Genomic DNA, 22,115 nt, shown 5'->3' on the forward strand with positions numbered 1-22,115 from the left:
GGGTGTCGAGAGCGATTCCCGACCGGCGCCAGCTTCAGTGCGCGCAGCGCCCGCCTGGCACGGTGACGTAACCCCTTCCGCACGGCCCTCCAGCCCGTGCCGTCACCGCCGTTCCGGTCACGCACCAGAAGGGTCATTCCCAATGACGATCTCTGTCTCCGCCTCCGCTCCGGCCTCCCACGACGTCACCCGCGCCATCGCCAGGAGCCACGAGACCCCGACCGAGAGCAGCAGCACCCGAGCCAACGACGCGCAGGCCAAGGCGCTGCTGTCCCTGCTCGGCGACCTGCCCGCCGGCGCCGACCGCGACCGCGTCCGGGCCCGGCTCATCGAGCTGTACATCCCCCTGGCCGAGTATCTCGCCCGGCGCTTCCGCAACCGCGGCGAGCAGTTCGACGACCTCGTCCAGGTCGCCAACCTCGGCCTCATCAAGTCCGTCGACGGCTACGACCCGTCCCGCGGCGCCGCGTTCACCAGCTACGCCATCCCAATGATCGTCGGGGAGCTCAAGCGGCACTTCCGCGACAAGGGCTGGGACGTGCGCGTGCCCCGCCGCCTGCAGGAACTCCGCCTCGAGATCTCCAAGATCTCCGGTGACCTCGCCCAGGACCTGGGCCGCTCCCCGACCGTCGCCGACCTCGCCGCCCGCCTCGGCGTCAGCGAGGAGGAGGTCATCGAGGGCCTCGACTGCGGCCAGGCGTACCGCGCGCTGTCGCTGGACGCTCCCGCCGGCGACAGCGCCGAGCCGGGCGCGACCGGCCTGGGTGACCTGCTCGGCGGCGAGGACCCCGACATGGCCAACGTGGAGAACCGGGAGTCCCTCCGCCCGATCCTGGCCAAGCTGCCCGAACGCGAGCAGAAGATCATCGCGATGCGGTTCCACGGCAACCTGACCCAGTCGCAGATCGCCGCGCAGCTCGGCATCTCCCAGATGCACGTGTCCCGACTGCTGGCGGGCGCATTGCGCACGCTGCGCGAGGAGCTCAGCGCCATCGTCGAGTAGTCACCGCCGTACGCTTTGCCGACAGCCCGAAGGAATGGCGAGCCGCCCCTTCGGGCTGTCGCGCATCCAGCCATAGGCAACCGTCGCCGTACAGACCGCGGTCAATGCACCATGTGCCCGATTCGCCGGATCAACGTCGTGTGTCCGGACTCGCGCAACTCCCCGACATCGTCACGCCACGGGCGGCGGGCAGTTCCCATGGATACGCACCGCGCCCCACACGATCCAGCGCCGCGCCACCATTCCGCGCAGCCTCAACCGACACCGGCGGGAAGCAGCGAACGGCAGACTCAGCTGCTGGAGCTGACGATGTTCGGGTTGGAGGCGACGAACGCCGGCACCGTCTTCGTCCGCACGGCGCTCAACAGGTCCAGCGTCGTCTGGTCGAGCGCCTCGGCGCCCGGATTCTCCGGGGAGGCGTGGAAGCCGCCGTCGTTGGTCTTCAACGTCAGCATCCGGTCGCCGTCGATGCCGCGCATCGCGAAGATCCAGTCGTCCAGCCCGATCTTGCCGGTGTCGATGGTCATGGCACGGCCGATGACCTCGAGGACCTTGTTGAGGGTGCCGGGGCTGCCGATGACCTCTTTGCTGGCGATCTTCTTCAGCAGGGCCTTGATGAACTGCTGCTGGTGCCGCTGGCGGTCGTAGTCGCTCTTGGGCAGGGTCTCGCGCTGGCGGACGAAGTCCAGCGCCTCCCAGGCGGCCAGGTGCTGCTGGCCCACCTCGTACACCTTGGGGGTGACGCCCTTGATCGGGATGAGGATGGTGCCGCCGTTGGGGTCGTCGCGCTGCTCGAAGGGGACCTTCGTGTTGCCCTTGGCGTCGTGGCCGATGTGGACCGAGACGGTGCGCTGGTCGACATACATGTCGACGCCGCCGAGGACCCGCACGACGTCCTGGAAGCCGACGAAGTCGACGATCGCGGCCGCGTCGAAGGTGATGCCCCAGTTCTGCTTGATGGTGGCGGCGAGCAGGGTGGTGCCGTGCTTGCGCTGGTCCTTGCCGGTGAGGCCGAAGCCGCCCTCGGCGAACGCGCCGTTGATCTTGCCCTTGCCGCCGCCGTAGGTGCGCTTGCCGTTGCTGTACTTCGGGATCGCGACCCAGGTGTCCCGCGGGATGGAGATCAGGAAGGCCATGTCGTGGCTGGCGGGGATGTGCAGGATGAGGATCGAGTCCGAGCGGATGGCCTCGGTCGGGTCCTGGTTCGGCCGCGGGTCGATGCCGATGAGCAGGATGTTCTTCGCGCCGCTGACCGAGGCGTGCTTGCCGCCCTCGGTCCCGAGCAGGTTTTCCTTGTTGACGCTGCGGGTCGCATAGCCGAAGACGACGTCCTTGAGCACGAATGTCGTGCCCGCGCTGATCATCAGCAGCGCACCCGCGATCACGAGGATCCGCGCCCACAGTGGATCCCGCCGGCCGCGACCCTTTCGCCGCGCCACGCCCTTCGCCAACTCCCCGCCACTCCCCGTATTCGGCAATCACCTTCCGTCATGAAGGCCGGCCCCGGAAGCCTTCTGCACCGTACCTGGACAACGCGATATCGTCACGTCCCGGCGGCGACGTTGCATCGCCGGTGGCCCCGATGAATACGGAGCGTGTTGGTGATCCGGAAAACGGCGGTGGCGCTCGCCCTGGCCTGGCTGGTCCCGTTGGCGACGCATCCGCTGGGGTTGGACTTCGTCCTGCCGGTGCTGATCCTCGCGGGCACCGCGGCAGTCCAGCGGGGCGCGGTCACGCTGGTCGACCGGGTCGTGGTCGCGGCCGCCCAGCTGTTCGGCGCGGCCTGCGTCTTCGGGCTCGCGATCACGCTGTGGCCGGGCCACCTGCACCCGACACTGATCGCCGGCGTCGCGCTCACGGCGCTCGTCCTCATCGCCGCGGCCACCAAACGAATGCCCGAAAAGATCGAAATACCCAAAATGCGCAAAGATGCACTCCTCGCACTCGCCGCCGGCGGGGTGGCGGTGGTGGCGCTCGTCCCGTATGTGGTCCGCGACCTCGGCGGCCGTCTCGGCCTGCCCCTGGCCGGCGAGGACATCGCCCGGCACTATCTGCTGTTCGACGTCATCGGCCGCACCGGCGGCTACCTGTTCATGCGGCCGGAGGCGCTGCGCCCGTTCGTGCCGGACGCCGAGCTGACCGGCATCGCCAACTACCCCCAGGGCCTGCACTTCAGCTATGCGGTGCTGGACCGGTTCGTGCGCTCCTCGGCGCACAACGCCGCGCCCGCGACCGCCGTCGACGTGATGGTGTGGCTGCTCGTCGGCACCTACCTGCTGCTGGCGCTGGCGATCCTGTGGGCGGCCCGCCGCATCGCCGGGCCCGGCGCCACCACCGCCCGCCTGCTCCCGGTGCTCGGGCTGGTCGCCGCCTGGCTGGTCCTGGGCGACCCGGTGACCGTGCTGTCCCGCGGCTACCCCAACGAGCTCGCCGGTCTCGCCTGCGCCGCGGTACTGACCGCGCTGGTCGCCCGCCCGCTGACCCGCCTCGGCGAGCAGACGGCGACCGTCGCGCTGCTGCTGGTCGGCGTCTCGTTCACCTATTCGCTGTTCCTGCCCTACGCCGGGATCGTCGCCGCGCTGTGGGCGGTCCGCGCCCGGCTGTGGCGGCACTGGTGGGCTTGGGCGTGCGCGGTGGCCGTCGGCGTCCTCGCCGCAATCGGCCCGCTGACCGCCGCGCAGGCCTCCAGCGGCGGCCAACTGCTGCTCAACGGCACCGCCAGGGTCGTGGACCGGCCGGCGACGGCACTGCTGGTGGCCCTCGCGGCAGTGGCAGTCCTGCACAGGAGGAGCCCGCGGCTGCGGGCCGCCGGATTCGCGCTCGCCACCGCCGGTCTCATGGCTGTCGGCCTCGGGACGTACCAGATCGCCACCCTCGGCCGGCCGGTCTACTACTTCGACAAGCTGCTGCACCTGCTGATCGTGGTCGCGCTGTGCACGCTGGGTGGGCTGGCCAGGTTCCAGTGGAAGCGGACCGCCGTGGTCGCGGTGCCGGTCGCGCTGTTCATGCTGGTCGCCGGCGGCGAGTGGCACACCACGCCGGTCGCGCCCGGGGTGAAACTCGCGCTCGGCCGGGACCGCGGCTCCCCGGAGGCGGCCCGCGACGCGCTGCTGATGGCCAGGATGTTCCCGGACGGCGGCAGCGCGGTGAACGTCGACCTGATGGGCAGCCCGTGGCGCAACTGGTCGGCCACGCTCGGTGCCGCCGCCCTGCAGGGGCAGTACCGCCAGTTCCCCGGCTGGTCCGGCCTGCTGTACCCGAACGGCAAGGGCGGCACCATGGAGGACCTGGATCGTTTGGTAGCGAACAGCCCCGTGACCGTGCGCTTGTTCCTGCACGACCCGGCGGCCAGCCTGCTCGTTGTGGACACGCAGCGCCCGAGCCGCCCCGCGGTGCGCCCCGGCCAGCCGCTGCCGGTAGCCTTCGGTGATCCGGCTGCACCGTCGAACATCGAGGCCGCGCGCCTGCTCGCCGCGAAGTATCCGGCAAAAGTGCAGCTCGTGTACGCTACGCCAGCGAACCCTTAAGGATCGCCGAGACGGATTGGTCACTGTGCAAACACCCGTGGTGAGCGTCGTCATCCCGACGCGCAACCGGCCCGAGCTCGTGGTGCGGGCCGTGCGCAGCGCACTGGCGCAGACGCTGCAGGAGATCGAGGTCGTCGTCATCATTGACGGACCCGACGCCGCGACGGTTGCAGCCCTCGGCGAGATCGGCGACGAGCGGGTCCGCTGGGTCGAGCGCGAGACGTCCGGTGGGGCGCCCGCCGCGCGCAACCACGGCGTCGACGTCGCCATCGCCGAGTGGGTCGCGTTCCTCGACGACGACGACGAGTGGCTGCCGGAGAAGCTCGAGACCCAGCTGACGCGGGCCAAGGCGTCCGGGGTGCCGCTGCCGATCGTGGGCAGCCGCCTCTACATGCGCACGCCGCGGGCCGAGCTGATCATGCCGCGCCGCGTGCCGGCGCCGGGCGAGCCGATCAGCGAATACCTGGCCGTGCGGCACGGGCTGTTCCACGGTGACGGGTTCATCCAGACCTCCACGATCATGGCGCCGACGGCGCTGCTGCGGAAGGTGCCCTTCGCCGACGGCCTGCGCCGCCTGCAGGAGCTCGACTGGACGCTGCGCAGCCTCCAGGAGGACGGCGTCGACCTGATCTACGCCGAGGAGCCCCTGGTCATCTGGTATGCCGACGAGAACCGGCCCCGGATCAGCTTCGACGCGCCGTGGAAGCAGTCGCTGGACTGGCTGCGCGAGACCCGGCCGCGGGTGACGCCCCGGGCCTACGCCGCGCTCGCGATGAGCGTGGTCGGCTCGATGGCCGCCGCGAGCCGCAGCCCGCGGGTCTTCTTCGACCTGCTCGGCGAGGCCCGCCGGCACGGCAAGCCCAGCGTGACGGACTATGTGACGTTCCTGCAGGTGTGGCTGGTCCCGGCCGGTCCCCGGCGGGTGGTGCGCGACTTCTTCCTGAGCCGCAGCAGGCGCAAGGGCAAGAAGCAGCTGCCGGCCAGCGCCCGATGACCCGGCGCACCGCGATCACCGCCGGCGCGGCCGCCGCGGTGGTCCTGGCGATCCTCGCGGCCGTCCTGGAGCACGGCCGGACCGGCAGCCTCAGCGAGTCGGCGGAGGCGTTCGCGGGTGCGGTCATCGCGTGCGGCGTCGCCGGCCTGGCGGTGAGCCTGCGCGGCAGCACGCTGCGCGGCGTGGTCATCGGCGGGCTCTTCACCCTCGCCGGCGTCCTCACCTGGACCTCGACCCAGCGCCCGATCGTCATCTGGGCGGTGCTGGGTGTCGAGGTCGTCGTCTTCGCTGTGTGGAGCCGGCCGTGGCTGCGCAACCTGCGGGAGCTGCCGGCGCTCGGCGGCGCCTGGCTCGGCCTGTCCTACTGGGTGTTCGGCGTGCTCGGCGCGCTGTTCGTCATGCGCTCCGGCCACCTCACCGTGGCCGCGCAGCGCCTGGCCTACCTCGGCGTGTTCACCCTCGCGGTCCTCGCCGTCGTCGCGGTCACCGGCAGGGACCGGCGCAAGGATCTCAGCATCGGCATGGCCGCGGCGATCCTGGTCGGCATCGGCGCGCTGCTGTACTTCGGCGCCGGCAGCCTCTTCGACGAGCTGCACGCGATCCCGGACAGCGCGTCGGCCCGGGTGATGCGCAACCGGTTCTGGGGCGGGACGGGTGTGTTCTACCACCCCAACTCCCTGGCCGGCCTGGTCGTCATCGCCGCGGTGCGGGTCGGGTTCGACCGGGCGTTCGCCGCGTGGCAGCGCCTCGGCGTCGCCGTGACCGCCGCGCTGGTGCTGTCGATCAGCGACTCGCGGACCGGGTTCGTGTTCGCGGCCGCGGCCGCCCTCGCGCACGCCGTCGTGGTGCTGCTGCCGAAGGGCCCTGCCGAGGAGCGTGGCCGGGCCCGATGGGTCGCGGTCGCCATGCCGTTCGTGGTCCTCGCGGCGGTCTTCACCATCGGCGGCGGCAGCACCTTCCTGTTCCGCGACCGGTTCACCGACGGTGGCTCCGACGTCACCAGCGGGCGCACCGACACGTGGCGTCAGGTCTGGGTCGACTGGCAGCACGCCGGCTGGGCGGAGAAGACGTTCGGCGACGCCCGCACGTCGCGGGCCGTCGTGCACCGCGACAACGACGGCGCCCCGAAGGAGGGCCCGCGCCGCGACCTGAACACCGACAACGCCGCCGTCGGCGCGTTCCGCCGCGGTGGTGTGCTCGGCGCGATCGGCTTCCTGATCGGTGTCGCACTGCTGCTGTGGCACGCGCTGCGCGGCCTCTGGTACGCGGTGATCCTCCGCCGCCCGGACGTGGCGCAGCCGGCGGTGTGGTTCACGGTCGGCGCCGCCGCGGCGGTACCGACGATCATGACCGAGGACTGGGTCATCGGCGGCACCAACGGCGCGATCTGGCTGGTGCTGCTCGCCGGCGAGGTCCGCTCCCGGCAGCGCGCGGAGCCGTCGGCGGTCGTGCCGGGCCAGAGCCCGTCGACCGAGCCGGCCGCGGGCCGCCAAGGCGCGACCGCATAAGCGGCAGCCCGGCCTCGGTCAGAAAAGCGGTACGACCGCGTAGTGGTAACCCGGCCCCGTCAGGAAAGCGGCGCGAGCGCGTAGGCCACGTCGTTGCGGCGGTGCACGGTCCACGTCGGCAGCAGGTAGAACTCGCAGTCGTGCGGCGGCTTCACGCACAGCACCGCGTCCAGCTCGGCGGCGCCCGGCGGGGTCAGGCCCGGCTGCAGCGACTGCAGCGAGTCGATCCGCGTGCCCGGCAGCAGGATCCACCAGGGGTACTCCCACGTGTTGTACCCCTGCACGAGCCCGACCCGCCGCGCCCCCGACGCCCGGACCGCGTCCGCCGCCCACTCGTAGTCGCGCTGCCGGCCGGGCTCACGGATGAACCGCTGATCCAGCTGTGAGGTCGTGAAGACCGACCCGTGCCCGACGAGGCGCCGCGGCCAGCCGTAGGCGACCGCGAACCCGCCCGCGGCGACCCCGACCGCGAGCGCGCCGGTGGTGGCCCAGGTGGCGATGCGCCGTCCGGTGAGCCCCGCGATCCACAGCCCCGCCAGGGGCGCGCCCAGCACCAGCAGGAAGACGATGAGCCGGTTGCCCCACGGCTGCCATTTCACGGTGACGACGTACACGAGGACCGCCACCCAGAACACGGCGGCGTAGAGCCGGGTGTCCTTGCGGAACAGCAGGAGCAGCGCGCCGAGCAGGACCAGCACGCCCTGCGCGGGCAGCGACACCCGGTCCTCGTCCGGCGGCCACGACAGGTAGGGGAACTCCTCGTTCCAGTACGTGATGTCCCGGCTCTGCGGATCCACGCCGAGGACGCCGGCCAGGCCGATGATCCCGGCGGCGATCGCGTCGTTCACCGGCCCGACCGGCGTCTGCAGTGCGGTCTCCGCGACGCGCAGCGCGTTGATGAGGACCGCCGCCGGGTCGTGCCGCTGCATGGAGATGGACTCGCGCAGGTGCGCCGGGCCGAGCGGGTTGTCGTAGGTGTCCTGGACCCGCAGGAGGTTGGGCCCTGCGAGCAGCAGCATCAGCGCGCCGACCGCGACCGCGCCGGGCACGCCCCGCCACCTGGCCAGGCGCAGCTGCGCGACGGTCCAGACCGCGAGCAGCAGCCCGGCCGCGAGCAGCCCGGTCGCCTTCGTCAGCAGCGTCAGCCCGGCCGCGGTGCCGATCAGCAGGATGTCGAAGGCGCCGGAGCGGGCGTGCAGCCCGTCGAGGGTGAAGGTCGCGACGCAGGCGACCCACAGCGCGACGACCAGGTCGGTCTGGGTGCTGGTCGCCTGGAGCACCACCATCGGTGTGGAGCCGACGATGAGCGCGGTGACCAGCTGCGCCCTGGTGCCGCCGCCGAGCTGGCCGGCGATGCGGGAGGCGGCGAGGACCGCGCCGACGCCGGCGGCGAGCTGGATCAGGTTGTAGGCGCCGTCGCCGCCGGTGAGCACGCGCAGGTGCAGCAGGAGGAACTCCGCGCCCGGCGCCATCGCCAGCTGCCGGTCGATGACGGTCGGGTAGAAGCTGACGTCGCCCTGCTGGACCCAGTGCTCGATCTTCGGCAGGTGGTAGGTCTGGGAGTCGAAGTTGTTGGGTGGGGCGATGAGGGCGACGACCAGGTCGAGCAGGAAGAGCCCGGCGAGCACGGCCACCATCAGCCGCTCCACGGCGGCGAGCGACGCCCACCGGGCCCGCAGGTCCAGGACCGGGCGGCGGGACGAGCGGACCGCGAACCCGCCGGTGATCAGCAGCGCGAGGACCCAGCAGGTGATGACCACGGGCCGGTGCAGCGCGTGGGCCGCCGACAGCGCCTCGACGGCGAGGCACGCGGCGCCGCCGACGATGACCGCGGCGCGCAGCAGCGCGAGCCGGATCCCGCCGTCGCGGGGCAGGCACAGGCACGCGACAGCCAGAAACGTGAGCAGCGGCACCACGATCACCGGGTCAAGCTACCCGACGGTCGTGACGCCGCCGCACATCGAAGGGTTACAGGCGTTCGACGGCCTCACCGTGGCAGCGCGCCCGGGTGTCGAAGATGTACCGGGCGTGCCGTTCGACCATGTCGTAGTCGAAGTCGTCGTGGTCGGTGAGCAGGACGACGGCGTCGGCGGCGGACAGTTCGGCCGGGGTGAGATCGACGACGGTCACTCCGCCGACGTTGCCGGTGTCGCGCTGCGAGGCGTGCGGCTCCACGGCGTGCACGTCGGCGCCCTGGGCGACGAGCAGCTCGGCGACGGCGCGGGCCGGTGACTCGCGCAGGTCGCCGACGTTGCTCTTGTATGCCAGGCCCAGCAGGAGGATCCGGCTGCCGTTGACGGGCTTGAACCGGGTGTTGAGTCCGGCGGCGAGGCGCTGCACGACGTAGCGGGGCATGCCCTCGTTGACGTCGTTGGCCAGCTCGATGAACCGGAAACGCTGCCCGACCTCGCGTTTGACCTGCCAGGACAGGTACGACGGGTCGATCGGCAGGCAGTGCCCGCCGACGCCGGGCCCGGGGTCGAACGCCATGAACCCGAACGGTTTGGTCGCCGCGGCGCCGATCGCCTCCCGCACGTCGACGCCGAGCTGGTTGGCGACGATGGCGAGCTCGTTGACCAGGGCGATGTTGATGTGCCGGAACGTGTTCTCGAAGAGCTTCGTCAGCTCGGCCGTCCGGGGCGCGGAGACGGGCACCAGGCGCTCGACGAAGCGCTGGTAGAAGCGCATCGTGGCGGCCAGGGAGGCGTCGTCGATGCCGGAGACCAGCTTCGGCGTGTTGTCCAGGTGCCAGGTGGGGTTGCCCGGGTCGATGCGTTCGGGGCTGTAGCCGAGGAAGAACTCGTCCGGCGCGCTGAGCCCGGAGGCGTGCTCCAGCAGCGGCCGCAGGACGGTCTCGGTGGTGCCCGGGTAGGTGGTGGACTCCAGGATGACGGTGCAGCCGGCCCGCAGGTGCGGGGCGATCTGCAGCGCGGCCTGCTCGATGTGGCTGATGTCGGGCACGCCGTCGGTGAGCGGGGTCGGCACGGTGATCGCGCACGTGTCGAAGCCGGCGGCGTCCGCGTAGTCGTCCGTCGGGCGGTACCGGCCGGTTTCCAGCGCCCAGGCGAGCCGGTCATCGGGGACGTCCTCGACGAAGGAGATGCCGGCGCCGAGGGACTTGACCCGGTCGGTGTCGATGTCGAGCCCGATGACGTCGTCGCCCGCTTCGACCGCTCGGATGGCGAGCGGCAGGCCGACGTAGCCCTGCCCGATGATGACTGTTTTGCCCATGATCATCCTAAGGGTGGGAACACTCGACCCGCCGGCCGTGGGGCCGACGGGTCGAACGCATCTGGAGAACGGTGGATGGCGGTGCGAGCTACGAGACGCGGCGGCGGCGCAGGAGGAGGCCGCTGCCGATCAGCGCGGTGATGCCGAGCAGGCTCGCGACCAGGTCGGCGCCGTGCGCACCGTTCTGCTGGGTCTCGCCGGCCGACACCTGCGTGGCGTCCAGGCTGGTCTCGTTCGCGGACAGCTTGAACGGGCTCCAGCCGCCGAAGAACGGTCCGTAGAAGCCGGCCGGCCGGTCGCCGCCGTCCCAGCGGTCGCCGTGGTCACGGTCGTCGCGCACGTCGTTGCCCAGTGGCGTACCGGCGAAGAAGTCGTCGCCACCGAAGCTGTAGGAGCCGCGCCAGGCGAGCACCCGCACGGTCACGGAGGCCGACTGTCCCGACTTCTTGCCGGTGACCTTGATGGTGGCGTAACCGGGCGAGGTGAGCCGGACCTTGGCGTGGAACCTGCCGTCGTCGTCAGCGCGGCGGTCGCCGCTCACCGAGGCCGGGAAGGGGCCGTCGAAGCCGCCGGAGTGCCGGGTGATGCGGTACTTGACGCGGATCGAGATCGGCTCGCCGGGAAGGAACCGCTTCCCCGCGATGCGGACCGCGCCGCCGGTGCTGACCGAGCCGGAGCTCACCCGGACGGCGGGTTCCGGCGCCGGATAGTTGGCTGCTGCCGCGGCTGCTCCGCCGGGTTCGGCGTGCGCGGCGGTCGGTGCTCCCAGCACTGCCGCCGCGACGAGTGCCCCCGCGAGGGCGGTCAGTGCGGATCTTGTTCGGGGTCGCATAAATTTCACCGTAGACTTCACATCACCCCGATATGGGCATTTTTCATCATTTGCCGCATGCCTCGGCGGATTGCAACCGAAGCGTCCAGGGCCCGATGCCGGGGGTCGTGAGCAGGCGCGGCGTGAACGCGGATCCGGGCACCGGCAGCGGCCCCGTGATGAGGTTCAGCTCCAGGGTGCTGCTCCCGCCGGGCGCCAGGTCGACGGTGAAGACCGCCACGGTACGGCCCAGCTCCACGCCACTGCCGTAGTCGACCGGTGCGCCGTCCTGCGTGGCGTCCACGGGCGCGCCGCCGCTGGGCAGGTACACCATGACGTTGGTGCGGATGGTGTACTCGCCGGCCAGCCCGAGCCCCAGCACGCTGCGCGGCAGCCCTGAGCGGGGCGCGTTCGAGGCGAGCCTCACGGTGAGCCGCAGGTGCCGGGAGCCGTCCTCCAGGCACTCGCCGGGCACCAGCGAGGCCTCGCGGGTCATGTAGTAGCCGAGCTTGGCGCCGGTGCCGTCGTTGAGGAACACCCCGACGGTCGGCCGGTCCCCGTCCTCGGCGGGCAGCGTGCCGGCGAAGACGGTGGCGGCGAGCTCGGCCTGCTCCTGCGGGTGCGCGCTCCAGGCCAGCAGCCGCCGCTCCTGCGCCGCCTGCCGCAGCGCCGGCACCAGCTTCGTGGTGGAGAACGCCGCCCCGGTCAGCTTCTCGAAGACCGCCTTCGCGGCACCGGCGAAGAACGCGTCCTGCGAAGGCTGATCGGGGATCGTCAGGTACACCTCGGACAGCAGCCGCCGCACCGCCGTCGGCCCAGTGAGGGCGGGGCCACCGGCGACGTCGACCGGGCCGGTCGCCTGCAGCAGGTAGGCCAGCGCGACCGGGTCGGTGGCCAGGACACCGTCGACGGCCCGGCCGGAGCGCAGCCGGTACATCTCGCGGTACAGCGCCGCCGCCGTCGGGAAGTCGGGGGTGAGGTTCACGTCGGCCGGGTAGGTGCCGAGCCTGTCGGTGTGCAGGTCCTCCTGGTCGGGGTCCAGCGGCAGCACCGGGGTGGGGAACGAGCCGATGCCGGTCGCGGCGGCGCCCTGCTCGACGATGCTGACGGCGCCCTTGTCGGCCCGCAGCACCACGTACGCGCCCATCATGCCGCCGGTGGCCCGCACCTCGGCGAGGTTCTGGAAGAGCACCAGGTAGGTGCGCGGCCCGGCGGCGCCGAGCATGGCGGGCAGCAGCCGGGCCGCGCGGGCGACCGGCTCCAGCAGCGGCGCGACCTTGCGCAGCCCGTCGTCGAGCCGCTCGACGGCGGTGCGGACCCGCGGGTCGAGCCCGCCCCGGTCGAGGGCGGCGAGGCGGTCCTGCGCGGCGCGCACCAGCGCTTCCGCGGCGGCGATCTTCGGCGCGGCCGCGCTGACCGCCGCCAGACCGTGCGGGCCGTCGCCGCCGGTGAACGTCGACTGCAGCCCGCCGGCCGCGTCCAGCAGCGGCGGCAGGACCCGGTTGGCGAGGTCGTCGACGATCCGGGCGACGGCGCCGACCGCGGTGAGGTCGTCGCCGGCCACCGGGGCCGACGTCCCCAGCCCCAGGCGAGGCCCTGCGTGTCGGCGCGGGCGGCCCTGGTCTGCCGGCGCAGGTCCGCGGTCGTGCGGCGGGCGGCGGTCAGGTCACCGGCGCGCAGCGACCGCTCCAGCGTGCCGACCAGCGTGGCGGCGCGCTGCAGGTGCCCGGCTGCGGAGCCGGCCACGACCAGCAGCCGCAGGCCGAGCACGGCGAGGAGCACCAGCACGACGGCGGCCGCGAGCACCGCCTTGCGCCGCCGGGTGCGCAGCAGCGCCCGCAGGTGCGATCGGACACCGGTGATCTCAGTCGAGCTGACGGGCACCGCCGACGACCTCCTTGACCTGTTCGGGCTGGGTGATGACGCGCAGCGCGCGGTAGAAGTCGGTGCGGCGCCGGGCGAGGGTCTCCGCGGCGTAGCTGCGGGCGCGGGCAAGGTTGCGCTCCGACGCGGCCGCGAACGCCGCCGGGTCGGCGACCAGGGCGGTGATGGCGTACGCGAGGGCGACCGGGTCGTCGGGCGGCACCAGGTGCGCCTGGTCGAGCAGTTCCGGGGTGCCGCCGACGCGGGTACCGACCGCGGGCAGCGCCCGGGCCATCGCCTCGATCAGCGCCCTGGGCAGGCCCTCGGTCCGCGACGGCAGCACGAACAGGTCGGCGTCGTCGAGGAACAGCCGCACGGCCGCGCCGGGCGGGACGGCACCGGCGAACGCGACCCGCCCGCCGAGGCGCCGCTCCCGCACGAGGCGTTCGAGGTCGGGGCGGCAGCGGCCGTCGCCGAGGTGCACCAGGTGCGCCTCCAGGCCGGCCCGCACCAGGATCGGCAGCGCCTCGATGAGCGTGTCGATCCCCTTGTACGGCATCTCCAGCGAGCCGACGGACACCAGCCGGACCGCGACCTTGGGCGAGGCGGCGGCCCGCGGCCGCTCGACGAAGGCGGTGTCGTCGAGCTGGATGCTGGAGTACGCGGCGGTCACGGCGCCGGGCGCGGCCGGGTACCGCGACTGCAGTGCCCGCTCGGTGACGTAGGCGACGGCGACCGCGGCGCGACACTGGGAGCGCAGCCTGGCGGTGAACCAGGCGCGCAGCAGCGGGCGCAGCGGATGCCGCAGGGCGCCGGGCGCGAACACGTCGTAGGGGTCGCCGACGACCTCGAGCCCGAACGGCATCCCCCGGCGGCGAAGGTGCCGGTGCAGCAGCGTGCCGATCGGCGACGGCACCCGCAGCAGTGCGGCGTCGCCGGGCTCGACCGCGGCGCGCACGGCGGCCCGGACGCCGCGCAGGCGCAGCAGGTACTGCAGCGGGCCCACGTAGTGCGGCACGGCGTGCACGGTGACGTGGTCCCCGTCGACGCGCTGCGCGTCCGGCGGGCGGCCCGGGCGCTCGGCGACCCTGGCGACGATGCGCACCTCGGCGAAGACCGGCAGGTACCGCTGCCAGAAGTCGTACGCACCGCCGGTGGTGCTCCACACCCGCCCGTCGGGGGTGCGCACGTAGCGCTGCTCGCAGCTCACGACGAGACGCATTCCCGCGCCACCTCCTCATCGCCGCCGGCCGGCACCCGGACCGTGACTCGAACCGTGACCAGGCGCAGCACGCCGTAGAAGACCAGCCCGTAGACGCAGGTCTTGAGCAGGCCGGCGCTCTCGCCGCGGAAGCCGTACATCCAAGCGACCGTGAACAGCACGCTGCCGTAGGCGTACACCGGCGCCCGGTCGATGCGGTTGATCAGCAGCCGGTGCGCGACGGTGAGGCCGGCGAACAGCACCGGGATGCCCCAGAACCCGTAGTTGAGGTATGCCTCGCCGGTGAGGGAGAAGCCGTAGCCGGACGCGCTGCCGGGGGCGTACCGGTCCACGAGCCACTGCGCGAGCGGCGGTTGTGCGCGGCCGGGCACCAGGTTGAGCACGGCGTGCCAGTAGGTGGCGCCGTGCGTGAACGGGTCGACGGCCGGCACGTGCGTCATCACCCAGGTGTCGACGAACAGCACGGAGCCCTGGTTGAGCACCTGGGTGGTGCCGGTGGGCCCGCCGCCGCGCAGGCTGAAGATCAGCGTGGCGCCGAGCAGCAGGGCGATGCCGTAGCCGACGGGCTTGGCGAACGAGCCGCCGCGGGCAAGTTCCCGGTGCAGGATGATGCTGAACAGGACGAAGACGAAGTCGCGCTCGCCGGTCGACAGGCAGTAGGCGATGTAGACGACCAGGTTCAGCCGGTACGTGAAGCGCCCGGCGCTGCTGCCGTCGGCCATGAAGTACAGCGCGCAGGCGAACATCTCGAACAGCAGGTAGTCGTAGTGCCCGGGGCCGGCGACGCCGATCCGGTCGATCTTGGTGCCGGCGAGGAACCCGGTGCCGCCGAGGACCAGCACGGTCGTCGCGTAGAGCGACAGCGCGACGAGCACCACGGGCAGCAGCGGGAACCGGTGCGTGACCGAGGGGCCGCCGAGGCCGGCGCGCTGGCGCACCAGCAGCCCGCCGGCGAGGACCCCGGCGAAGGCGAGCAGCAGCCCGACGGCGGCCCGGCCGATGAGTGCGGTGTTGGTGCCGAAGTAGATCGAGCCGCCGAGCAGGTAGCTGACGACCGGGCCGAAGCCGAAGAGGAAGAAGTACGCGGCGACGTAGGCGAGCACGTCGCGGCTCCCGCCCACGAGCAGCAGCACCGGGACCACCAGCCCGGCGAGCAGCACCGCGTACCACGGGTCAAAGGTCACGCCGCAGCAGCTCCCATTTCAGGCCGGCGTGGACGGCGGCCGCGGCGACGGTGGCCCAGGCCGCGCCGGTGATGCCGTAGCGGGGCACCAGCACCAGCGCGGCGAGGATCGCGGCGAGCAGGACGGCGGCGTTGACGGCGAGCTGGCCGGTGAAGCGGCGCACCGCCGACAGCGCGGCGTCGAGCACGAAGCAGGTGGCGGCGACGCCGGTGGCGACGGTGAGGACGGTGAGGGTGCCGGCGTCCTCGGCGTACACCTCGCCGTAGACGGTCCGCAGCAGCGGCCCGCCGAACAGTTCGGCCGCCCAGACGGCGATCACCCCGGCGACGGCGACGCCGACGAGCGACTGGCGGACCAGCGCCGCGAAGCGTTCCCGGGCGCCGGAGGCGCGCAGCTCGACCAGGCGCGGCAGGAGGGTCTGCGCGACGGCGGAGACCAGCACGTTGCCGGTGAGCACCAGGTAGCCGGCGGCGGCGAACGCGCCGAGGGCGGCGGCGCCGAGCCGGTCCTGCAGCGCGTAGCGGGGCACGTTGGCGGTGAGGGAGGTGATCCCGGAGGCGACGCCGAGCGGCAGCGCCGTCCACACCAGGGCGCCGGGGCCGGGCGGGCTGAAGCGGTGCGTGTGCCGCCTGGGGGTGGTGCTGCGGGCGTCGGCGTACACGATGCGGGAGGCGAGCGGCGCGCAGCAGCCCAGCCAGGCGATCAGGGAACCCATCGCCGAACCGGCCGCGGCCCAGGCGACGCTGCCGGTCGCGGCGAGCAGGAGCGCGGTCAGCCCGATCGTGAGCGCGCCGTTGACGAGCTGGGCGACCGCGACGGCGCGCTGGTCGTGGTGGCGCTGCAGCAGGCCGAGGTAGATGTCGCCGACCCCGTCGAACGCCTTGGCCAGCCCGACCAGCACGACGGCGGCGGCGGGCAGGTCGAAGACCCACACGGCGGCGCAGATCGCGGCCATGGCGACGGCCATCCCGCCGGCGCGGACCCGCAGGTACCGCTGGAACGGGTGCTCCCTGGTGGTGTCGGTGACCAGGACGGTGCGCAGCGACAGGTTCGCCAGCAGCACCAGCGGGGCGCCGACGGCGAGCCCGAGCGCGTAGTCGCCGACCATCGACTGGGTGCCGAGCCTGGCGACGACGACGAGGACCAGCCACTGGCACAGGGCGTAGCCGGCGTTGCCCGCGACGCCCCAGCCGACGTTGCGGGCGAAGGACGGCCGCCGGGCGTGCCGTACCGGCGGCCTGGCCGCCGATCTGGACGAGGGCTTGGCCGTCGCGGTCATCGCGCGACGACCCGTTCCAGCACGTCGGCGACCGCGGCGGCGGCCGTGTCCTGAGCGAAGCGCGCCACGGTCCGCTCCCGGGCGAGCTGGCCCCGCCGGCGCAGCGCGCCGGTGCGGAACTCGTCGTGCGCCTCGTGCAGGGCGGCGACGAGCGCGTCGACGTCGTCGCGGGGCACGGTCCAGCCGGTCGACTCCCCGACGGTCTCGGGCAGGGCGCCGGCGTCGGAGACGATGCTCGGCACGCCCATGGCGCCCGCTTCGAGGGCGGCGCCGTGGTTCTCCGACAGCGACGGGCTGACGCTGATGTCGGCGGCCGCGTAGCAGTCGCGGACGTCGAGGACCGAGTCCTGCCAGTCGACGCTGCCGTCGCCGGCGACGGCGAACCTGGCCATCAGCTCCCGCTTGTGCGCCTCGCCGGCGGGGGTGAAGCCGCCGCCGAGCAGGATCAGCCGGGTCTCGGTGGCGCTGGGGGTCTCGCGGCGGAAGCGCTGCCACGCGGCGAGGAGCACGTCGTGGCCCTTGATGCCGCGGCCGCCGTGGGTGAGCCGTTTCGGCGGGTACACGTAGGCGACCATGCAGGCGGTGAACGTGCCGGCGTCGACACCGAAGGCGTCCCGGCACGCGGCCCGGTAGGCGGGCGACGGCGGCGCGAAGTGCGCGGTGTCCACGCCGTACGGGATCGCGGTGACCCTGGCGCCGGGCATCCCGATGCGGCGGTAGAGGGTCGCGGTGTGCTCGCTGCCGCCGACGACGACCGCGTCGAGCCGGCACAGCAGCCGCTCCACCAGCCGGATCAGCGGCGATTCGAGGTACAGCGGCCCGGCGACCATGTGCACCCGCCGGGCGGGCAGCCGCAGGCTCGCGATCCGGGCCGCGAGCGCGGAGGCGTACAGGTGGTAGTGCAGCACGTCCGGGGCGAGGGCGCGCAGCTGGCGGCGCAGGCCGAGCAGCCCGGCGACGGTGGCCGGCACCGGGCGGAACCGGAAGTCGAACGCGGACTGCACCACGTCGATCCCCCGGTCGTGCAGGGCCTTGCGCAGCTGCCCCTCGCTGCCGGGCGGCAGGACGGCGACGACCTCGTGGCCGCGGGCGCGCAGCTCGTCGAGGTGCGGCAGCGTCCACCGGCCGCCCTCGTCGGTCTTGATGATCATTGCGACCTTCATCGCGCCGGCACCCCCTTCACGGTCGTCTTCGGCTCGACGTCGCGGGTGACGCACGCCCCCGCGCCGACGGTGGCGCCCTCGCCGACGTGCAGGCCCTGCAGCACGCAGGCGGTGGTGCCGATGAGCACCTCGGGGCCGATCCGGCAGTCGCCGGAGATCGCCGCGAGGGGGTTGACCTGCACGAAGTCGGCCAGTTCGGTGTCGTGCCCGACGGTGCAGTTCTGGTTGAGGTGCACGTGCCGGCCGATGCGCACGTTGGTGGTGACGCGGGCGCCGGCGAACGCGACGAACCCCTCGCCGACACAGGCGTCCGGCCCGATCGTCGCGGCCGGGTGGACCAGGGTCGCCGCGGCGAGGCCGTACAGCCGCAGCTGCTCGTCGAGCCGGGCCCGGATCCTGGGGTCGCCGATGCCGATCACGTAGCCGATCGAGGGCCGTTCGTCGACGAGGCGCGTACTGGGCCCGAGGAACGGCACGCCGAGCGCCGACACCCGGTCGAGGTTGCGCTGGCTGGGGCTGTCGTCGACGAAGCCGCGCACCGGCATGCCAGCGGCCCGTGCGATGGTCAGCACCTCGCGGCCGTGCCCGCCGATGCCGACGATGACCAGTCCGTTCTTCATGCCTGCCGCCCTCTTCCAGCGGCCTTCCCAGCAACGGAGGCGCGGAGCTCGTGGTTGGTCGCGGAGCCGGTGGCGGTGACGCCGTCGCGGCGCACAACGGTGCGGACGGTCGCGACGAGGATCCGCAGGTCCATCCGGAGCGAGCGGTGCTCGACGTAGTGCAGGTCGTGGGCGAACTTCTGCTCCCACGTGAGGGCGTTGCGGCCGAGGACCTGGGCCAGGCCGGTGATGCCGGGCCGCACGTCGTGCCGGCGCGCCTCCCGCTCGGTGTACCGGCCGAGGTACGCGCTCGGCAGCGGCCGCGGGCCGATCAGGCTCATGTCGCCGCGCAGCACGTTCCACAGCGCCGGCAGCTCGTCAAGGCTGGTGGAGCGCAGGAACCGGCCGGCCGCGGTGAGCCGCTCGGCGTCGCTGCCCGGGTCGAACCCGCCGGTCGGGGACGGCCGCATGGTGCGGAACTTGACGAACGTGAAGGGCTGCCCGTGCAGTCCGGTCCGTTCCTGGCGGAACAGCACGGGCGAGCCCATCGTGCAGCCGACGAAGGCGGCGGTGGCCGCGATGACCGGGGCGAGGACGACGGCGGCGACCGTCGCGCCCGCGAGGTCCAGGGCGCGGTTCACAGGAATTCGTCGATCGCGTCGAAGATGCGCTGTTGCGCGGCGTCGGACAGCTGCGAGCCGCTGGGCAGGGCCAGGCCGGTCGCGAACAGGCGGTCCGCGGCGCCGGTGAGCCAGGCGCGGGCGTCGCGGTACACGGGTTGCTGGTGCATCGGCTTCCAGACGGGACGGGTCTCGATGTCGTGCGCGGCGAGGTGCTCGCCGAGCTCCGCGGCGGCCCAGCCGGACTCGCGCGGGTCGACCGTGATGACGGTCAGCCAGCAGTTGGAGCCGTGCTCGGACTCCCCAGCGATCCGCACGCCGGCCACGCCCGCGAAGGTCTTGGCGTACCGCTCGCGCAGCTGGCGCCGCCGGGTGAGCATGCCGTCGAGGCGGGACAGCTGGGCCCGGCCGACCGCGGCGAGCAGGTTGCTGAGCCGGTAGTTGTAGCCGACGTCGACGTGCTCGTAGTGCGGCACCGGCTGGCGGGCCTGGGTGGCGAGGTAGCGGCAGCGTTCGGCGAGCGCGGCGTCGCCGGTGACCAGCATCCCGCCGCCGGACGTGGTGATGATCTTGTTGCCGTTGAAGGAGAGCGCCGCGGCCCGCCCGAACGACCCTGCCGGCCTTCCGTCCCGGGTCGCCCCGAGCGCTTCGGCGGCGTCCTCCAGCAGCGGTACGTCCAGCGCTTCCAGCCGCTGGTTGTCGGCGCAGGCGCCGAAGAGGTCGACCGGGACGACGGCGCCGACGTGCCGGCCTTCGCGGCGCAGGTCGGCCACGGCCCGCTCGACGAGGGCGACGTCGACGTTGCCGGTGTCCGGCTCGCAGTCGACGAAGACGGGCTCGGCGCCGGTGTAGACGACGGCGTTGGCGGTGGCGGCGAACGTCAGCGTCGGCACGACGACCGCGTGGCCCGGCCCGACACCCATCGCGAGCAGGGCCAGGTGCAGCGCGGCGGTGCCGGAGCTGACCCCGACCGCGTGCGCGGTGCCGCACCGCTGGGCGATCTCGGCCTCGAACGCGTCGAGATCCGGTCCGATGGGCGCCACCCAACCGGAGCGTAAGGCGTTGACCAGGTAGCGCTCCTCGGTGCCCGACATGTCGGGCGCCGACAGGTGGATGCGTGTATTCATCGGGGGCTTTCCATGCTGTTCGTCTGCCGGGCCAACCTGTGCCGTTCGGCCATGGCCGAACGTCTGGCCCGCGCCGGTGGCCTGGACGCCGCGAGCGCGGGCACCCACGCGGTGCCGGATCTGGACATGCCGCCGGCGGCGAAGGCGGTGCTGCTGGAGCTGGGCGCGGACCCGGACGGGTTCGCCAGCCGGCGGGTCGACGCCGCGCTACTGGCGGGCGCCGACCTGGTGCTGACCGCGACCAGGGCGGAGCGGGCGCACTGCGTGACCCTCGCCTCGGCGGCCGCGGCGCGGACGTTCACGCTGCGGCAGTTCGGCCGGTACCTGGAGGCGTTGCCGCCGGAGCCGACCACGCTGCGGGACATCGCCCAGGTACGGGGGCGGCTGCAGCCGGGCTCGCCGTTCGACGACGACCTGCCCGACCCGTTCGGCGGCCCGATCGACGGCTTCCGTGTCTGTGCCGCGACGATTGCGCGCATCCTCACCCTCCTGGCCGACCGGCCGCGTCGAGATCCCGGCTGAGCGGCGCGGGCCGCGCGGTGAGCAGCGGCGCGCCGGGCCGGGAGCCGTAGTAGGCGTAGGAGTAGGCGTCGTCGCCGCCGGACTTGGCGCCGTTGAGCACGCAGCCGAAGAGCCGGGCGGAGACCGCCTCGATCGCCAGGACGGCGGAGCGCACCTGGGTGACGGTGGTCTTGCCGGCGCGGGTGACCAGCACGGCGCCGTCGGCGCGGCTGGCCACGACCGCCGCGTCGGTGACGACGAGCAGCGGCGAGGTGTCCACGACGACGTAGTCGTAGTCCTCGCCGGCGGTGGCCAGCAGGCGGGCCATCTGCTGCGAGCCGAGCAGCTCGCTCGGGTTGGGCGGGATCGAGCCGCTGGCGAGGACCCGCATGTCGCGGTCGCCCCACGGCTGCACGGCGGTGTCCAGGTCGACCTGACCGACGAGCACGTTGGTGAGGCCGACGGCGCCTTCGAGGTCGAGGTACTCGGCGAGCTTCGGGCGGCGCACGTCGGCGTCGATGAGCAGGACCCGGTGCCCGTTCTCGGCGAGGACGATCGCGAGGTTGCAGGCGATCGTCGACTTGCCCTCGTCGGGCAGCGCGCTGGTGACGACGATGCAGCGGGCCCGCCGGTCCGGGTCGACGAACTGCAGGTTGGTGCGCAGGTGGCGCATCGCCTCGCCGCGCGGGGACCAGGCGGCGTCCTCGACCAGGAGCGGCTCCTGGCGGGCCCGCGGGTCCATCGGCACGGCGGCGAGGACGGCCTTGCCGCCGGCCTGGCGCAGCGCGGCGGCGGAGCGGACGCTGCTGTCCAGGATCTCCCGCAGCACCGCGCCGGCGGCGCCGACGAGCAGGCCCATGAGCAGGGCGACGGCAAAGTTGCGGGCGGGCTGCGGGGAGACGGGGTCGGTGCCGACGCGGGGGCCGGTGACGACGTCGACGCGCACGGTCGGGTTGACCGCGCCCGGCGGGGTCTCCAGCACCGAGACGAGCGCGGCGAACTGCGACGCGACGGCCTCGGCGATGCGCAGGGCACGGTCGCTGCTGGTGTCCACCACGGTGATGTCCAGCAGCACGGTGTCGGGCACGGTGCGGGCGCTGATGCGCTGCTGGACGCCGTCGGCGTCCAGGCCGACGGCCGGGTCGGACGCCACGGCCCGCGCCAGGCGGTCGCTGCGCACGAGGTTGACGTAGGACCGGGCGCGCTGCTGGGAGAACAGGCCGCCCTGGTACGCGTCGGTCACGCCGCTGCTCGGGGTGCTCACGAAGAACGTCACCGAGGCGGCATACGTGGGCGCGGTGCGCGCGGTGACGAAGACCGCGGCCACCAGGGCCAGGCAGGCGGTCGTGGCCACCAGCCACCAGCGTTTCCGGACCGCGCTGACATAGTCGCGCAGCTCCATACGCCATGACCTCCCGTGTTCGCTTCTTTACGAAGAGTGACAGGTTGTCGTGACGCAAGAGGTGAAACGGTCTAATTTCCC

The 22,115-nt window shown here is 73.1% G+C and carries 18 protein-coding genes; 5 read left to right on the plus strand and 13 right to left on the minus strand.

The features are described from left to right. Nucleotides 1-142: 142 nt before the first annotated feature. Complete coding sequence (locus tag OHA72_RS05480; protein WP_327006750.1) at nucleotides 143-1,003, plus strand: RNA polymerase sigma factor SigF; 861 nt, start codon at nucleotides 143-145, stop codon at nucleotides 1,001-1,003. Nucleotides 1,004-1,293: 290 nt separating this feature from the next. On the opposite strand, the gene OHA72_RS05485 is transcribed toward OHA72_RS05480, so the two are convergent. After that, nucleotides 1,294-2,442, minus strand: a complete 1,149-nt coding sequence (locus OHA72_RS05485) for an LCP family protein (protein ID WP_327006751.1) — start codon at nucleotides 2,440-2,442, stop codon at nucleotides 1,294-1,296. A 162-nt stretch (nucleotides 2,443-2,604) separates the two neighbouring features. Here OHA72_RS05485 and OHA72_RS05490 point away from each other — a divergent pair, with 162 nt between their 5' ends. From OHA72_RS05490 to OHA72_RS05500, 3 genes are read left to right on the plus strand one after another with little or no spacing between them, the layout of a single operon-like run. Then, nucleotides 2,605-4,530, plus strand: coding sequence for a hypothetical protein (locus OHA72_RS05490; protein ID WP_327006752.1), 1,926 nt, complete (start codon nucleotides 2,605-2,607; stop codon nucleotides 4,528-4,530). A 25-nt stretch (nucleotides 4,531-4,555) separates the two neighbouring features. Beyond that, nucleotides 4,556-5,524 (plus strand): glycosyltransferase family 2 protein, encoded by a 969-nt coding sequence (locus tag OHA72_RS05495; RefSeq protein ID WP_327006753.1) that lies wholly within the window; start codon nucleotides 4,556-4,558, stop codon nucleotides 5,522-5,524. Further along, nucleotides 5,521-7,032: a hypothetical protein gene (locus tag OHA72_RS05500; RefSeq protein ID WP_327006754.1), complete on the plus strand. Its 1,512-nt coding sequence runs from the start codon at nucleotides 5,521-5,523 to the stop codon at nucleotides 7,030-7,032. The genes OHA72_RS05495 and OHA72_RS05500 overlap by 4 nt, the downstream gene beginning before the upstream one ends. Nucleotides 7,033-7,091: 59 nt before the next feature. Here OHA72_RS05500 and OHA72_RS05505 read toward each other — a convergent pair whose 3' ends face one another. The 11 genes from OHA72_RS05505 to OHA72_RS05555 form a co-directional block, all read right to left on the minus strand. After that, nucleotides 7,092-8,954 carry a glycosyltransferase family protein gene (locus OHA72_RS05505; protein WP_327006755.1) on the minus strand — a complete coding sequence of 621 codons (1,863 nt, stop codon included), beginning with the start codon at nucleotides 8,952-8,954 and terminating at the stop codon, nucleotides 7,092-7,094. A gap of 46 nt (nucleotides 8,955-9,000) precedes the next feature. Beyond that, nucleotides 9,001-10,263: a nucleotide sugar dehydrogenase gene (locus OHA72_RS05510; protein WP_327006756.1), complete on the minus strand. Its 1,263-nt coding sequence runs from the start codon at nucleotides 10,261-10,263 to the stop codon at nucleotides 9,001-9,003. 88 nt (nucleotides 10,264-10,351) lie between these two features. After that, nucleotides 10,352-11,095 (minus strand): hypothetical protein, encoded by a 744-nt coding sequence (locus tag OHA72_RS05515; RefSeq protein ID WP_327006757.1) that lies wholly within the window; start codon nucleotides 11,093-11,095, stop codon nucleotides 10,352-10,354. A gap of 46 nt (nucleotides 11,096-11,141) precedes the next feature. Beyond that, a complete protein-coding gene (locus OHA72_RS05520) occupies nucleotides 11,142-12,638 on the minus strand; it encodes a DUF4012 domain-containing protein (RefSeq protein WP_327006758.1) in 1,497 nt (498 codons plus the stop codon). Nucleotides 12,639-12,938: 300 nt separating this feature from the next. Then, nucleotides 12,939-14,159: a glycosyltransferase gene (locus OHA72_RS05525; protein ID WP_327006759.1), complete on the minus strand. Its 1,221-nt coding sequence runs from the start codon at nucleotides 14,157-14,159 to the stop codon at nucleotides 12,939-12,941. Further along, the gene (gene wzy, locus OHA72_RS05530; RefSeq protein WP_327006760.1) at nucleotides 14,144-15,343 is read right to left on the minus strand and encodes an O-antigen polysaccharide polymerase Wzy; all 1,200 of its coding nucleotides are present in this window, start codon (nucleotides 15,341-15,343) and stop codon (nucleotides 14,144-14,146) included. The genes OHA72_RS05525 and wzy overlap by 16 nt, the downstream gene beginning before the upstream one ends. Further along, nucleotides 15,333-16,622: a lipopolysaccharide biosynthesis protein gene (locus OHA72_RS05535; RefSeq protein WP_327006761.1), complete on the minus strand. Its 1,290-nt coding sequence runs from the start codon at nucleotides 16,620-16,622 to the stop codon at nucleotides 15,333-15,335. Before OHA72_RS05535 ends, wzy begins: the two co-directional genes overlap by 11 nt. Then, nucleotides 16,619-17,785 carry a glycosyltransferase gene (locus tag OHA72_RS05540; protein ID WP_327006762.1) on the minus strand — a complete coding sequence of 389 codons (1,167 nt, stop codon included), beginning with the start codon at nucleotides 17,783-17,785 and terminating at the stop codon, nucleotides 16,619-16,621. The genes OHA72_RS05535 and OHA72_RS05540 overlap by 4 nt, the downstream gene beginning before the upstream one ends. Continuing rightward, nucleotides 17,782-18,405 carry an acetyltransferase gene (locus OHA72_RS05545; protein WP_327006763.1) on the minus strand — a complete coding sequence of 208 codons (624 nt, stop codon included), beginning with the start codon at nucleotides 18,403-18,405 and terminating at the stop codon, nucleotides 17,782-17,784. The genes OHA72_RS05540 and OHA72_RS05545 overlap by 4 nt, the downstream gene beginning before the upstream one ends. Then, on the minus strand, nucleotides 18,402-19,025 hold the full coding sequence (locus tag OHA72_RS05550; RefSeq protein ID WP_327006764.1) for a sugar transferase: 624 nt from the start codon (nucleotides 19,023-19,025) through the stop codon (nucleotides 18,402-18,404). Before OHA72_RS05550 ends, OHA72_RS05545 begins: the two co-directional genes overlap by 4 nt. After that, nucleotides 19,022-20,131 carry a DegT/DnrJ/EryC1/StrS family aminotransferase gene (locus OHA72_RS05555; RefSeq protein ID WP_327006765.1) on the minus strand — a complete coding sequence of 370 codons (1,110 nt, stop codon included), beginning with the start codon at nucleotides 20,129-20,131 and terminating at the stop codon, nucleotides 19,022-19,024. The genes OHA72_RS05550 and OHA72_RS05555 overlap by 4 nt, the downstream gene beginning before the upstream one ends. Nucleotides 20,132-20,182: 51 nt before the next feature. On the opposite strand from OHA72_RS05555, the gene OHA72_RS05560 reads away from it, so the two are divergent. After that, on the plus strand, nucleotides 20,183-20,653 hold the full coding sequence (locus OHA72_RS05560) for an arsenate reductase/protein-tyrosine-phosphatase family protein (protein ID WP_327006766.1): 471 nt from the start codon (nucleotides 20,183-20,185) through the stop codon (nucleotides 20,651-20,653). Here OHA72_RS05560 and OHA72_RS05565 read toward each other — a convergent pair. After that, complete coding sequence (locus OHA72_RS05565) at nucleotides 20,613-22,034, minus strand: tyrosine-protein kinase domain-containing protein (protein ID WP_327006767.1); 1,422 nt, start codon at nucleotides 22,032-22,034, stop codon at nucleotides 20,613-20,615. The two genes, OHA72_RS05560 and OHA72_RS05565, sit on opposite strands and share 41 nt — an antisense overlap. Nucleotides 22,035-22,115: the final 81 nt, after the last annotated feature.

This window comes from Dactylosporangium sp. NBC_01737, assembly GCF_035963215.1.
Lineage (GTDB): Bacteria > Actinomycetota > Actinomycetes > Mycobacteriales > Micromonosporaceae > Dactylosporangium.

Coding starts and splice junctions, on each gene's coding strand:
- OHA72_RS05480 (WP_327006750.1), top strand. CDS start 143: ATGACGATCTCTGTCTCCGCCTCCGCTCCGGCCTCCCACGACGTCACC.
- OHA72_RS05500 (WP_327006754.1), top strand. CDS start 5,521: ATGACCCGGCGCACCGCGATCACCGCCGGCGCGGCCGCCGCGGTGGTC.
- OHA72_RS05510 (WP_327006756.1), bottom strand. CDS start 10,263: ATGGGCAAAACAGTCATCATCGGGCAGGGCTACGTCGGCCTGCCGCTC.
- OHA72_RS05515 (WP_327006757.1), bottom strand. CDS start 11,095: ATGCGACCCCGAACAAGATCCGCACTGACCGCCCTCGCGGGGGCACTC.
- OHA72_RS05525 (WP_327006759.1), bottom strand. CDS start 14,159: ATGCGTCTCGTCGTGAGCTGCGAGCAGCGCTACGTGCGCACCCCCGAC.
- OHA72_RS05535 (WP_327006761.1), bottom strand. CDS start 16,622: ATGACCGCGACGGCCAAGCCCTCGTCCAGATCGGCGGCCAGGCCGCCG.
- OHA72_RS05540 (WP_327006762.1), bottom strand. CDS start 17,785: ATGAAGGTCGCAATGATCATCAAGACCGACGAGGGCGGCCGGTGGACG.
- OHA72_RS05545 (WP_327006763.1), bottom strand. CDS start 18,405: ATGAAGAACGGACTGGTCATCGTCGGCATCGGCGGGCACGGCCGCGAG.
- OHA72_RS05555 (WP_327006765.1), bottom strand. CDS start 20,131: ATGAATACACGCATCCACCTGTCGGCGCCCGACATGTCGGGCACCGAG.
- OHA72_RS05560 (WP_327006766.1), top strand. CDS start 20,183: ATGGCCGAACGTCTGGCCCGCGCCGGTGGCCTGGACGCCGCGAGCGCG.
- OHA72_RS05565 (WP_327006767.1), bottom strand. CDS start 22,034: ATGGAGCTGCGCGACTATGTCAGCGCGGTCCGGAAACGCTGGTGGCTG.